This is a genomic window from Microcystis sp. M079S1, assembly GCF_020246425.1.
Lineage (GTDB): Bacteria > Cyanobacteriota > Cyanobacteriia > Cyanobacteriales > Microcystaceae > Microcystis > Microcystis aeruginosa.
In genome coordinates, this window is sequence record NZ_JADBSZ010000091.1 from 1 (window position 1) to 13,020 (window position 13,020).

The 13,020-nt window shown below is 44.7% G+C and carries 14 protein-coding genes and 1 pseudogene; 8 read left to right on the top strand and 7 right to left on the bottom strand.

From position 1 onward, the window contains the following. Positions 1-297: pseudogene (locus tag IM456_RS05710) on the top strand (Rpn family recombination-promoting nuclease/putative transposase); the annotation flags it as partial. A 15-nt stretch (positions 298-312) separates the two neighbouring features. Here the strand turns inward: IM456_RS05710 and IM456_RS05715 are convergent. The 4 genes from IM456_RS05715 to IM456_RS05730 form a co-directional block, all read right to left on the bottom strand. Beyond that, positions 313-573 carry a ribbon-helix-helix domain-containing protein gene (locus IM456_RS05715; RefSeq protein WP_149988150.1) on the bottom strand — a complete coding sequence of 87 codons (261 nt, stop codon included), beginning with the start codon at positions 571-573 and terminating at the stop codon, positions 313-315. 87 nt (positions 574-660) lie between these two features. Continuing rightward, positions 661-783 (bottom strand): hypothetical protein, encoded by a 123-nt coding sequence (locus tag IM456_RS05720; RefSeq protein WP_261779520.1) that lies wholly within the window; start codon positions 781-783, stop codon positions 661-663. A gap of 525 nt (positions 784-1,308) precedes the next feature. Then, a complete protein-coding gene (locus tag IM456_RS05725) occupies positions 1,309-3,018 on the bottom strand; it encodes an SUMF1/EgtB/PvdO family nonheme iron enzyme (RefSeq protein ID WP_287693221.1) in 1,710 nt (569 codons plus the stop codon). 268 nt (positions 3,019-3,286) lie between these two features. Beyond that, positions 3,287-3,523: a type II toxin-antitoxin system HicB family antitoxin gene (locus IM456_RS05730; RefSeq protein WP_287693220.1), complete on the bottom strand. Its 237-nt coding sequence runs from the start codon at positions 3,521-3,523 to the stop codon at positions 3,287-3,289. 187 nt (positions 3,524-3,710) lie between these two features. Here IM456_RS05730 and IM456_RS05735 point away from each other — a divergent pair, with 187 nt between their 5' ends. From IM456_RS05735 to IM456_RS05760, 6 genes are all read left to right on the top strand, one after another. Next, positions 3,711-4,358, top strand: a complete 648-nt coding sequence (locus tag IM456_RS05735; RefSeq protein WP_287693219.1) for a DUF3386 domain-containing protein — start codon at positions 3,711-3,713, stop codon at positions 4,356-4,358. Between the two features lie 295 nt (positions 4,359-4,653). Next, complete coding sequence (locus IM456_RS05740) at positions 4,654-4,890, top strand: NifU family protein (protein WP_002735229.1); 237 nt, start codon at positions 4,654-4,656, stop codon at positions 4,888-4,890. A 420-nt stretch (positions 4,891-5,310) separates the two neighbouring features. Next, positions 5,311-6,399 carry an isocitrate/isopropylmalate family dehydrogenase gene (locus tag IM456_RS05745; RefSeq protein WP_150977911.1) on the top strand — a complete coding sequence of 363 codons (1,089 nt, stop codon included), beginning with the start codon at positions 5,311-5,313 and terminating at the stop codon, positions 6,397-6,399. A gap of 160 nt (positions 6,400-6,559) precedes the next feature. Beyond that, positions 6,560-7,183, top strand: coding sequence for a COP23 domain-containing protein (locus IM456_RS05750; protein WP_287693362.1), 624 nt, complete (start codon positions 6,560-6,562; stop codon positions 7,181-7,183). A 105-nt stretch (positions 7,184-7,288) separates the two neighbouring features. Further along, positions 7,289-8,218 carry a S1 family peptidase gene (locus IM456_RS05755; RefSeq protein WP_287693361.1) on the top strand — a complete coding sequence of 310 codons (930 nt, stop codon included), beginning with the start codon at positions 7,289-7,291 and terminating at the stop codon, positions 8,216-8,218. Between the two features lie 28 nt (positions 8,219-8,246). Next, positions 8,247-9,452 carry a tetratricopeptide repeat-containing S1 family peptidase gene (locus IM456_RS05760; protein WP_287693360.1) on the top strand — a complete coding sequence of 402 codons (1,206 nt, stop codon included), beginning with the start codon at positions 8,247-8,249 and terminating at the stop codon, positions 9,450-9,452. Between the two features lie 21 nt (positions 9,453-9,473). Here IM456_RS05760 and IM456_RS05765 read toward each other — a convergent pair whose 3' ends face one another. From IM456_RS05765 to IM456_RS05775, 3 genes are all read right to left on the bottom strand, one after another. Next, positions 9,474-10,073 carry a hypothetical protein gene (locus tag IM456_RS05765; RefSeq protein WP_149988157.1) on the bottom strand — a complete coding sequence of 200 codons (600 nt, stop codon included), beginning with the start codon at positions 10,071-10,073 and terminating at the stop codon, positions 9,474-9,476. 48 nt (positions 10,074-10,121) lie between these two features. Further along, positions 10,122-11,348, bottom strand: coding sequence for a hypothetical protein (locus IM456_RS05770; RefSeq protein WP_149988158.1), 1,227 nt, complete (start codon positions 11,346-11,348; stop codon positions 10,122-10,124). Positions 11,349-11,770: 422 nt separating this feature from the next. Beyond that, on the bottom strand, positions 11,771-12,274 hold the full coding sequence (locus IM456_RS05775; protein WP_002798683.1) for a hypothetical protein: 504 nt from the start codon (positions 12,272-12,274) through the stop codon (positions 11,771-11,773). 269 nt (positions 12,275-12,543) lie between these two features. Between IM456_RS05775 and IM456_RS05780 the strand changes: the two genes are divergently transcribed. Then, complete coding sequence (locus IM456_RS05780) at positions 12,544-12,858, top strand: hypothetical protein (RefSeq protein ID WP_002735918.1); 315 nt, start codon at positions 12,544-12,546, stop codon at positions 12,856-12,858. Positions 12,859-13,020 lie beyond the last annotated feature (162 nt).

Genomic DNA, 13,020 nt, shown 5'->3' on the forward strand with positions numbered 1-13,020 from the left:
AGTAGAAAGGAGATAGAAGCGATGTTTAGTTTAAGCGATTTAAAACAAACTAAAGTGTATCAGGAAGCTTTAGAAGAAGGTAGAGAAGAAGGTAGAGAAGAAGGTAGAGAGGAAGGTAGAGAAGAAGGCCGACAAGAAGGCCGACAAGAAGGCGAATTAGCGGCAAAATTAGCCTCTATTCCTCGTTTATTGGCCTTAGGATTAAACTTTGAACAGATAGCACAGGCTTTAGAATTAGAAATCGAACAGGTTAGACAAGCAACTCAAGGGGAACTTGATTGGCTGAAGGCGCAATAATATAACGATTCATAATTATTTTTGTTGCGCTTTTTTAAATTTTTCGAGTATATCATTTATAACTTCTTCTCCATCTAATCCCTCTCCATTATCTAATTCTGCTATGGCAACGTCAATTTTTTGACGAGTTTCTTCTACCCATTGTAAGTAATCTTGATCGAGGATTTCTAGCAAGTAAAAAGCGGTATCTATGACTTGTTCGGAATTATTAAATCTGCCACTTTTTAACTGTTTTTGGATAAATTGTTCTTGATTGGGTTTTAGTTGAATATTCATGATGACTTTTGTAAGGTTAAGGGTTAAGTCGAGTGTCCTGTTTCATTTTACTACAAGGATTAGCTAAAATAGGTTAGTTGAGGTGCATTACATAACATTAACGCCCCTTCCGAGATCGGCGATCGCTCCTTGTTTGAGTTGGTCGATGAGAGCATTATCTCGTTCCCCGGTTCTACCTGAATATTGCTTTAAGGCAGAGCCTTGAAACAAGGGAAATGAGTAGGTAGGGTGCGTTAGGAGCGCGACAATATTATTTAATTTACATTAATTACATAGGCGACGTAACGCACCAATATTATCCTAAATCCCTTGAGTAACCCACAGAAAACCGGTTTCTCCGAGAAACCCGTTTTCTACTCATGCACTCATGCAAAAAGGGGAATAAATAATCAGTAGATCGTAGGTTGGGTTGAACGATAGTGAAACCCAACACTTTTAAATAATTGGGTTGGGTTTCGTTCCTCAACCCAACCTACGGCTCAAAAAAAAAATCGACCCGCCTAGCGGCGGGAAAAAGAGAAAAAGGGTAAAAAGGGTAAAAAGGGAAAAAAGGGAAAAAGGGTTACAGAGTCCTCCCGAATACGCAGACTACCCGAAAACCGCTATTGAGGAAGCGGTTGACGCGGCGGTAGTTGATGTAGCGAATCGCGGAACGGCAGTTAATAAGCTAAACGGCTTTTACTTCGGATCACCGATATAGACTCCAAAAGGGTTATAGCTATTGGATCATGCAGGTTAAGCGCCGTTTAGCTTAGGAAGGCTGCCCCAGGAACCGCCCCGCAATGGAGAACGATTATCATTACCATTTTTTATCCAAGCACTGCCATCCCTTGGCGCATTCTCATGGGTACTATGCCAATCGTCCTCGCACCACTCCCAAACATTGCCAATCATGTCATGGAGTCCCCAAGCATTGGGCCTTTTCTGACCCACAGGATGAGTTGTCTTCTGAGAATTTCCGTCATACCAAGCGTAATCTCCTAACTGATTGGCATCATCACCGAAATAAAAGCGAGTAGTTGTACCCGCACGACAGGCATATTCCCATTCCGCTTCTGTGGGGAGGCGATAGGTTTTCCCTGTTATTTGACTCAATTTCTGACAAAAGGCTTGAGCATCATTCCAACTAACCTTTTCTACCGGATTTTGGGGATTGTTTTTAAAATAAGAGGGATTGGTTCCCATTACTGCTTCATATTGTGCCTGAGTGACAGGATATTTCCCAATAGCAAAACTGTTGACTTGAACTTGGTGTTGAGGCTTTTCATTATCGCGAGCATCGGGATCACTGTCAGGAGATCCCATGAGAAATTGACCTGCTGGTAAGCTCACCATCTTCAGTGTTACTCCGTTGGGTAGGTTTTCGGTAAATGAAGTTTTATTGCCTAGTGCTGTCTCTGGTTGAGGAAGGGGAGGAATAGGAGAGTCACCGACGACGGAGGTGATAAAATTCCCGACTCTCTCGATTACATGGTTGTTGATGCGTTGAATGGCGGTTTCCAGTTCGATTTCCTCATCGGGGATTTCCACTTCCGTCCATTGCCATCCTTCCTGCTCGGCTCGCTCTAATGCGATCGCTAAACGGCCGCGCTTTTCTTCGCTGGTGACGAGGAAATTGAGCAAACTAGCCGATAGATTCTCGTTTTTGCGGAAAGATACCGCCGATTCGGAACTAAGAATGTTCTGGACGAGGGATTCCACTTCGCTGACACTGCGGGAAAGTTCGCCGTCAATGGTCGCTACTTGATCGATTAAGCCTTGAAACTGTCCGATAATTGGTTTTAGGTATTGTTCTAGATTAATGGCTACTTTGGCCATTTCGATCGCTTCTTTTTCCAGACTATCTAACTCCAGCTGCAACTGATACACTTGTTTGTACCCGTTCAACTCGCCGATCATTTTCGAGAAAACCTGTTTTTGTGTATCCTGATCTTCAGCTAATTTCTGGATACTTTCGCTGATTAGGTCGATTTTCTTGAGCATGAGCAAGCTGGCGCGACCAACAAGAATCACGGTGCGGAAAATCTGCTGTTTCTGTAGTCTCAGGGTATCTCGCAGTTCGGCCGAGCCGATGCTATTCTCCAAAGATTGGCGTTTTCGCTCTGTTTCTGCCAATTTCTGGCATTTAACCGCCACTGCCTCCTTGATTTCCTCGGTCAGTTCCAGAAAAAACCGCCGGTATTCATCCTTATGGTCGGTGAGAAATCTGATTAACTGGTTATAGTCCTTGACTAATCTTTCTAATTCTTGAAAAGTTTCCTCGAAATTGAGGGGTTCTTCTTTTTTCCTCAATCCTAACCATGTATTGCGAACCCGTTTTCCGGTTTTAATCAGTTGCTGTCTTTCTTGAATCTGATCCTGCAAAATTAATAAATCGGGGCGATTTAGTTGGGGAAGTTGATAGGTTTTCCGATAAAGCTTGATTTTCGCCGTTTCTTCTGCCATCGCCTTGGTCGCTGAGGGTGAGTTTTTTCTATTTTAGCCCGATTTTTTGATCAGCTAAGACGCATTTTAACCGCCTATCCTTAAACCCCCCCGATGTTGGTAGGGTTGATTAATAGTAGGGTTGATTAATAGTAGGGTTGATTAATAGTAGGGTTGATTCATGAATCAACCCTACCCCAATGTCGGAGGGGGGTTGCCTCTTACCTCGTCTCAACAAGCAATTTAAATTAAGAACAGCATAATGTCTTTGCCGGATAGTTGTTTCAGCTTAGGCATATTCTGGCTGTAACTCAAATATAATCTGTAGAGAAGGTTTGGCAACTAGACCGAACTCCCTGGGGTCTTCTCCCTCTAAATGCAGTAAAATGGGTTCTTGGAGATTATTAACCACCTCATCTAAGGTATTTCCCTGGGTGACAATCGAAAGTTCCACGCATTCACCTACATATCCTTGTTGTTCACCAGAACGAATAATTGCGGTAACTTTTGGACTTAATTTTGTCATAATTGCTCATGTTTATTTTTTGCTTATTTAGATTTATGGCAATCGAGCAAGGGACGGGTCATTGATCGATTCTAACTGACTTTTCCCTAAGCTGTGGAATTCATCTAGTTTTCTAGAAATCTCGGCCAGAGGCGAAAAAATCAGCGACAATGATATAAATGGAGTTATCAACACAAGTAAAGCGATTATGACTGTAGCCACGACGAACGCCCGAGATATTTTCCGCTCCGCCTACGAAAACCGTTACACTTGGGATGAAGGATTCCCCGGTTACACTGCCGATATTATCCTCACCCAAGGGGAGGAAGTCCATACGGGCAAAATTCAAGTTAATGCCGATTATAGTGTGGAAGTAACGGGCATTGATGACGAGAAAGTGCAAGAAAGTATCTATAATCAAATGCGCGACATCGTTACTCACCGTAAAAGAGGCAATTTTGATGCTTCCCACGGCAAAAACCAGTTTAATTTCGGGCAAGATGATCCCACCGGTGCGGTAGAAATTCTTGTCACCGGCGATGCGATGGGGTCTAATTATAAAGTCCGCGGCCGGGAAATCTGTCAAGTCAGTCGAGTCATGGGACCGATGGCTTTTACTATTAATACCGAGGAAAGTCTCGATACGGGAGAAGGTTATATTTCTATTCGCTATAATGCCATTTTCCGCAATGCTAAAACCGATGAATTAAAGGGAAAACGTGACTTTAAGGAAACCTACGAAAAAATCGGTAATTATTATTTACCCTCCTGTCAAGTGATTAACGCAATCGATGCGGGGGGCGAAAAATCCACCACAGAATTTACTTTTATCAATCTACAGCTTTTAGAATCTTAAGGGTTATCCCCGCCCAAAAAGCGTTAGGATCGAAGTAACTAAGTAGGTGGGTGTTAAAAATTGTCGGATCCCCCCGCCTATCGGCACCCCCCTTATCAAGGGTAGATCCCCCCGCCTATCGGCACCCCCCTTATCAAGGGGGGCAGGGGGGATCAAACCCCCCTTATCAAGGGGGGCAGGGGGGATCAAACCCCCCTTATCAAGGGGGGCAGGGGGGATCAAAGACAATATCTATCTTCAATTTAATTGAAACCACTTACTTACACTCTCATAAATCTCTGACCAGAAGCTGATTATGTCTTTAACACTGACTCCCAATAACGTCGAACAAGTTTTAGATGAAATGCGCCCCTACCTGATGGCGGATGGTGGTAACGTGGAATTAGTCGAAATCGACGGGCCAGTCGTCAAACTGCGTCTTCAAGGCGCTTGCGGTTCCTGTCCCAGTTCCACCATGACCCTAAAAATGGGCATCGAACGTCGTCTCCGGGAAGTGATTCCCGAAATTGCCGAAGTTGAACAAGCTTTCTAAATCTTGGGTTAATTAATTCTCACCACCGCCCGATTGCTAATTTAATTAGCGATCGGGCATAATATTAATTATATATTTTCTTCTAAGTCGCTAGGTGTTAAAAACTTTCAGATACCCCCCTTATTAAGGGTAGATCCCCCCGCCTATCGGCACCCCCCTTATCAAGGGGGGCAGGGGGGATCAAACCCCCCTTATCAAGGGGGGCAGGGGGGATCAAACCCCCCTTATCAAGGGGGGCAAAAGGCAAAAGGGAGAATAAATAATCGGTTTTTAATAACCAGATTTGGTATTATATATCTTTTTCTGCAAGATTGATAAAATTACAGAATTAATTAAGGTAAAAAGTATCTTTTTTAGCCGATTAAACGGTCAATTAAGCATTAAGATATACTTGAAAATTTTTATTAAAACTCAAAAATTATGACTGAAAATATCCCCACTATTGTGGTCATGCACGGCGACCAAACTGGAGAAGAACTATTACTAGAAGCCCTGAGAGTATTGCAACCCTCGATAATTCGTCAACCGGTTAACTTTGCCGATTTTGATCTTAGTTTAGCCCAGCGTCGCCAGAGTAACAATCAAGTGGTTCACGAGGCCGCTGAAGCGACTCTAAAAACCGGATTAGCTCTCAAAGCTGCCACTATTACCCCAGAAATCAAAGGAGATGTGGGCAGTCCTAACGCTATTTTAAGAGAAGCAATGAATTCTCAGGTAATTCTCCGCATCGGTCGCCGTATCCCCGGTATTCGTCCGATTGGGGGCGTTTATTCTCCCATTGCCATTGTCCGCATGGCCGTTGATGATGCCTACGGGGCCAAAGAATGGCGAGAAACCACTGCCACCGGCGATGAAATTGCCTATCGCACCTCGCGCATTTCTAGGGCTACCAGTCGCGCTGTGGCCGAGTTTACCTTTCAACAGGCCAAAAAAACCGGGGCGCGGGTATTTGGCGGCCCAAAATTCACCGTTAGTGCCACCTACGAAGGGATGTTTAAAGAGGAATTAGACGCGGCGGCCCAAAGACATCCAGAAGTGCGTTATCAACCCTTGTTAATTGACGCAACTTTTGCCCTACTTTTACAAACCGACGGCGAAGCTTTGGTGATTCCGGCACTTAATCGCGATGGCGATTTATTATCCGATTTTGTCTTGCAACTCTATGGCAGTATTGCCGGGGCCGAAAGTTTAGTTTTGGGATTTGATGAGGAGACATTAGCGGTTAAAACCATTATGGCAGAAGCTCCCCACGGCACGGCCCCCGCTTTAGAGGGCAAAAATATCGCTAATCCCATGGCGATGATTTTAGCCTCGGCAGCTTTGTTAGGTTATATCGAAACTAGCGAGGCGCGTAAAGCTTCCAGGGCAATTTATGAAAGTGTCTTTGAAACTATTCACGAGGGCAAAAAAACCCCCGATTTAGGGGGCCAAATGACCATGAGTGAGTTTACCGATGAGGTGATTCGTCGCGTGGTCAGTAAGTTAGAAGTTTGGTCGGCCTTGGGGTAAACGAACTCATCTGATTGCTCTCTTAAAGTGGTTTGAAGAAAGGGTAATCCCAAAAAATAAGAATTGTTGCAAAGGCCTTGCTTTTGTTGGTTTTGCGGAAAAATAACAGCTACCTTTGAAGTGTGTAACAGAGTCCCTTTGCAGGATTAGGATAAGGACAATGAAATTACAAACTTTGACAAAAACTCTGACTATTGGTCTGATTGGTGTAGGAGCTGCCTTGACCTTACAATCACCGAGCCAAGCTCAAGCCAGATTCGAGTGTCTTGTACCAGTGACAGGCCCCTATGTGGGAGTTCCCACAACCTATGCCAAAATCGGCCCTAATGAATATAAACCGGTGATTCGTTGGGTTTCTCGTTATTTCAGTGGTGCCGGTTATGCTCCCATGCAACGTTGTCAAGAAGTGACCGGAAGATTCAATACCCTTTACACTCGACCAGGCGGAATTGATATTATTACCACTGGCTATCTCAATGGTCTGCCGGTTATCTATTCCCCTAGTGATGGACGAGAACGGGCAAATAGCAGTAACCTATTATTTACCCTCAAGAGAGGGGAAAACGCAACCCAGAAAATCGCACAGCTATTCGACATCCGGGAAGGAGCCAGCAGCAGTCCTTTGTTTGAAAGCTCATCGGATTCTGCCACTGTCCATTTCGACAAATTCCTAGAAAATGCTCCTGTGGAAACAAATCCCGCTGGCGGTTCGTCCTCTTCTCCAGCGCCGGGGACTTCCCCCGAACAGTCGCCCCAAAAACCATCGGGCGGTTCTGTTTGGTAAACTTGTATAGTTCTATAGATAAGGTAGGTTGGGTTGACGCAAGGAAACCCAACGCCCGCTGTTTGGTAAACTTTTCTAGTTTCTTAGAAGGAGCATAGTGATCAAGTGAGTCGGGCGATAAAAAGAATTTTGGCTGGTGCGGGCAGTTTATTATTGGGACTGTCCACACCTTTGCTTGCTGTGCAAAGCTATGCTCCCGCTCTGGAACCTAACCGGGCCAATGCCTATAGCTCTCAACAACTTTCGGAACAACAGCTGCGTCAGTTAGCCAGAGCAATTACCGTTAAGGTGTTATCAGAGCAAGGCTGGGGTTCGGGCATTTTAGTCGAAAAGCAGGGTGCTTCCTACAAAGTCCTCACGAATGACCATGTTTTAGGGCGGTATCGCTCTCGGGGTTGGCAAATACAAACCCCTGACGGCAAGATACATCGGGGTGAGTTGGTCAGAACAATTCGCTTGAATAATTATGATTTAGGCTTAATTTCTTTTCGCAGTAGCCAAGTTTATTCTATTGCTGATTTGGCTAATGTCGATGATCTCGCTATCGGAGATGAAGTTTTCGCCGCTGGCTTTCCCTTCGATGGCGATCGCCCGACAGAACAAGGATTTACCTTCACCGTGGGTAAAGTGTCGCTTTTGAGTGATAAATCCTTTTCGAGAGGCTACCAAATCGGCTACACCAATAAGATTAAAAATGGCATGAGTGGCGGACCGCTGCTGAATCGGCAAGGTAAAGTTATTGGCATTAACGGGATTCATGCTTATCCTCTCTGGGGTAAATCCTACGTTTTTGCTGATGGAACAGTGACTTCACCGGCACTGTGGGAACAAATGAGTCGATTAAGTTGGGCGATTCCTATCGGGACTTTTTTACAATCGGGGTCATCTTCTCTATCTGCTTCCAGTCGGCAACGGCCCTCAGTTTCACCCCCACCGCTTCCCACCCATAGAGAACCCACTTTCTGGGAAGATTTTCCTTCTCCATCCTCGTCAACCCCAAGAGAAAAGAATCCCGCTCGCACACCACTCTGGTAAATTCCACTCAACTGTATTTTTAAACCAGATGAGCAACAATTTCTTGAAAATTTCCGCCGCCCTAGTTGGTATAGCGGTATTTGTGGTTTCTGCTCAGATTGCTAAGGCATCAACAACTGAGCAGATAGAAAAAATTGCTGAAAAGATTACCGTTTTAATCCCCTCAGAAGAAGAGGGGGCGAATGGGAAAATTACTGCTAATGGCTCTGGATCAATTATTGCCAAAGAAGGAAGAGTTTATACTGTTCTTACTGCCAGTCATGTGATCTGTAAAGATGCTAGAGATGCCTGCAAGTTCTATTACGATCAACTTAAAATTATTACCTGGGATGGCCAGCAATATCCGCTCGATTACAATAGCATCAAAAAATTACCCGGAGTAGATCTAGCTCTCGTGCAGTTTCAGAGCGACCAAAATTATCAATTAGCGACCTTGGCTAACTATCAAGTAGCTGACGAACAATTTATTTTTGCTTCTGGATGGCCCGACCCGAAATTTATCGGCAAGCGGAAACGATTGTTCAATGTGGGGAAAGTGCTGCCCAAGGACATTACACCCTTGCTGAAAATATTTCCCCCGGAGTTGGGGTATGAGATAGTTTATACCAGTGTCACCTATGGGGGCATGAGTGGCGGTCCAGTGTTAGATATAAATGGACGAGTCATCGCGGTTCACGGACAAAATGAAGCCGAAAAAATCGAAAAGGTTCCCGTGCCAATTGGCTTTAGTCTCGCTATTCCCATCACTACTTTTTTGAAATTAGCACCCCAGTCTGGCATTCAAGGGCAGATAAATGTCGAAAATTCGCCCCCCAATACCTTATCTTTGCGAGAAATTGGTGATGAATTATACAAGGCTTTTGAAGTTCCCAATAATAACGATACTAATCCCCTCAACTGGCTTAATCAAGGCAATAAAATGTGGCGGTTAGGACAATTAGCCCTCGCCTATGCCTCCTATGAAAAAGCCTTGCAACTCGATGCTCAACTCTATCAAGCTTGGTACGGTAAAGGTCTGGTCTTGACCTACTGGAAACGCCCCCAAGAGGCACTCGCTGCCTACGAACAAGCTCTCAAAATTAATCCTAACTCCAATACTGCCAAAAAACTGCGAGACAATCTCCAACAATCTTTAGAGGGAAGAAATACCCCTTCTCTAACTCCCTCACAGCCAACCACCGCGCCCACGGTGGAGCCTTCACCACAGCCCTCTAATCCGAGAAGACTATGGTGAAGTGAGCAGGGAAAATGCGGGTTAGCGAGTGGCTTCCACCAATGCAGCTAAGGATACTCCAAAGGCTCGTATGTCTGCGGGGATATTGCTGAGAAATGCTTCGTTACTGGCTGAAATCATCGCATTATAGGCCTGCACCGCCGCCAGCAATTTAACTGGATTAACCGTATTATCTGAGGTTAATCCTTCTAATCGGTTCAATAAGTCTTCAATAAGATCTAGCGGTGCGCCTGGTACAGTGCTAAGAGCGGCAATGACAGCATTGATATTATTACCCGCCTGTGCATCCCCGGTTAAGATGCTCAGTAGCAATTGCTGAATGGCTGCGGGAATCGGGATACCTGTGGGGGAGGTTAAATTATTATCAGCTAACTGAATATTCAAAGAAGCAGCCGTCTGATTAACAGAGATTTGAGCCGGTTCTCCCCCCTGAAATCCCAATCCCGTCACCGTGGTGGTGATGGGGATAGTTTGACCGGCAAAATCACTGGTGGAAAGAATTGGTCCGGTGATATCGGATTGGTTGCCGGTTTGCGCCATAACGGGAGAGACTAGGGAATTGGTCAGCAAAACCGCCGCCACTAGGGAAACTTGCCAATTAGTCAACCATTTCATCAACATGGTCTTAATCCTCATTCAAAAAACTAAGTTACACAATATAAAAACCGACTAACGGGGGAAAAAGTAATTGTAGCCGATACTCATGACGAAGCGAGCTCCGTCCCCAGCATTCCCCGTTAAATCAGCACCCGCAAGGTTAATCGTCAAGGGGACTTTCGGGAAGGGAATCAGGGAAATACCTGCGTTTAAATCTTGACCCGACCATTCGACAATGGCCGAGACCGGTTCAACAATTCGTAAACCCGCACTAGCAAAGACACCCAGGGAATTTACCCCATCTTCGATGGCTCCTTCCGAGCGAAAACGACCACCACCAACACCCAAAGAGAGCGTCAATTGGCTAAAGGGTTCTTTCGTTGTTTCTGTTAACTGAAAAAATTTACTCACCACCCCGTAGATACTGCTACTGCCATCTGTCCCACCCCAGTTAATAGCGTTTTCAAATCCTAGGGCCACAGCAAAACTTTCTGGCAGAGAACGGTGAATTTTAAAGCTAAAACTGCCCCGTCCAGCGTTATCACCAAAAAGGCTCAAAATCGCCAGAGTTACATCTAAACCGACAATTTTCTGGGGGTCTCCCAAACCACCCCCTAGGGCTAACCCACCATCTGCTTGATTGGTAAAACGGGTTCTCGACTGGAAACCGAAACCACCGAAAATCTGCCCAAAAGTCGCTCCAAAAGCGCTGGGAGTAGAGATACTGCCACTAGGAGTAACCACAAATTCCGCCAGTTTCGCAGAAAGGGTTTGTTGCTTTAATTGCGGTTCCTCAATCAGAAACTCTTGACGTAAACGCTGCAATTCGGGGGAAATATTGGGATCAACGGGGGTAGATGCCTGTGCTTGCCATTTTTCGACTTCTGGCGAGTTATTAACTCCTGCTGGTAAAAGCTGACTTGCTTGCGTTGTCCCTAGATTCGCCTTCCATTCTTCTAGGGTTGAAATTGTCCTGGTCTTTTCTGTTGCTAAAGTATCGAGGGAAGATTTCTCTGGTTTATTTTCTAAGGATGAGGGCAGATTACTATCGGCTAATCCCTCTGTTGTCGAGAAGGAATTGGTGGTCAGAACTCTTTCTGTCCTCTCTAATTCTACGGGGGAATTAATGATAATTTTTTCCTGGGATACCCGAATAGAAGCAGCGTCAATGTCTAAGGGGGAAGGAAGGGCCTTCACCCGATCGCAAAGTATGGCTGTCCCCAAACAGGATGTGATCAAAATTCCTCCAGAAAATATGTGTCTTATACGGCCGTTTCTTTTTGCTTTTTTTAACAACACTTCCAGCTTTCCTCACAGACGAAGTTAATTTGCAAGAATTGTAACTGATTTATTCTTAGATAGCAAGTTATTAAACCTGTTCGTTATCAATCATGGAATCCCCTAGATTTTTTCTTAGTAGGGAGGCACAATTATTTGTAGGATGGGTTAGCGGTAGCGTAACATGAGCGGGCGTTGGGTTTCATGCTTCAACCCAACCTACGTTCATCTTATATTTAATTCCACCCACCCACTTAGCAAGTTATTAAACCTGTTCGTTATCAATCATGGAATCCCCTAGTGCGCCTAAATGAAAGGTAAAATATTTACGACCTCTATTCTTGGATTCCCCAGTTGTACTGCCTCTCCGTTCACGAATCAAATAGGCGGATTATATTGCTAGAACTAAAAAAAGCGGGTTGAACCCCGCTTGTAATCAAAAACTAAGCCAACTTAAAGGCATCTCGCCAACACCAGCGCAACAGGGTAAAAGCTATCAAACCTTTAACCACTTCTAGAAACCAGTAACCAATCTGCAAGGACATCATTTCTCCCGACATTCCCGACGCAGTAACGGGAGCCAGTAAACCCATAGCGCTCAGATTGGGAGTGAGAAAATAGGTGTAAATTAGGGTGATTACTAAGAGAACACCGGCGAATAGGAGCGATCGATGTTCGGGGAGATGGATTAAGGTATGATAGCGGTGGAAGACAACAAAGCTACACAGCACAATCGCCGCACAAACTAATTCCAGATGGTTAAAAATGCCAAATAGCAAGTAACCGGCACTGGCAAAGCCATTTTGTGTCATCATGCCAGCTACGGATAAGCTGGGGATAATGATTAAATCGATGACGAAACTGGCACTTAACCAGAAACCAAGAACAACCATGGCTAAGGTTGTCCAATTAAACCAAGACCAATAACGCTCAACAAAAGTTTTCATTAGGCTTGCTCCTCCTTGCCTTTCTAACTTAATTGTAAAGAGCGTTCGCCAAAATTATGGCCAGTTTTTTGCTAATTCTTAGCAATTCTTATCAATTCTGAGGAGAGCAACCAAACAATACCGCTCTTATCTCTAGATTTGGCCACCTGCTCGGCGCAGAATTGTAAAGATTTATCAACAAGTGTTTATAAAAACCTTTAAATATTGACCAAGCTGACAATTATAGAATTACCCTGAAACAATAACTGACTATCTACGGGTTTACTGTTATGGATAAGGATTTTCGTAACTATCGCATGGTTTGCACCCTCACCTTCGGAGATATTTACGGACAAATAATCGTTTGGTTAATCGTTATTTTTCTTACTCTGGCTTCCACTCTAGCTCTTTGGAGTAGCACTAGACAAATTTTTGCCCTCGCTACCGTGGGGTTAGTCGTCGTCCTCTCTTTGCCTTTTTTACTCTTTGCTTTCGTTACTACCCTCCTCAATCATATTGAATTCGTTCCCATCGAAGCGGAAACCAACATTCGTCGTGGTCCTGTCCCCGGAGTTAGCGGCAGCCGTGTACCCGCAGCCAGCTAAATCCGACCAAATCCCCAATAAATAGGGCTTGCTGAAAAAGTTTTTCCTGGGGGCAGGGTGTGGGGTGTGGGGTGTGGGGTGTGGGGTTTTATCGATTTTCAGGTGGTCAACTACCTAATTTTCAGGGAAAAAGTACCTGAATTTTCCCCCCAATCACTCCAA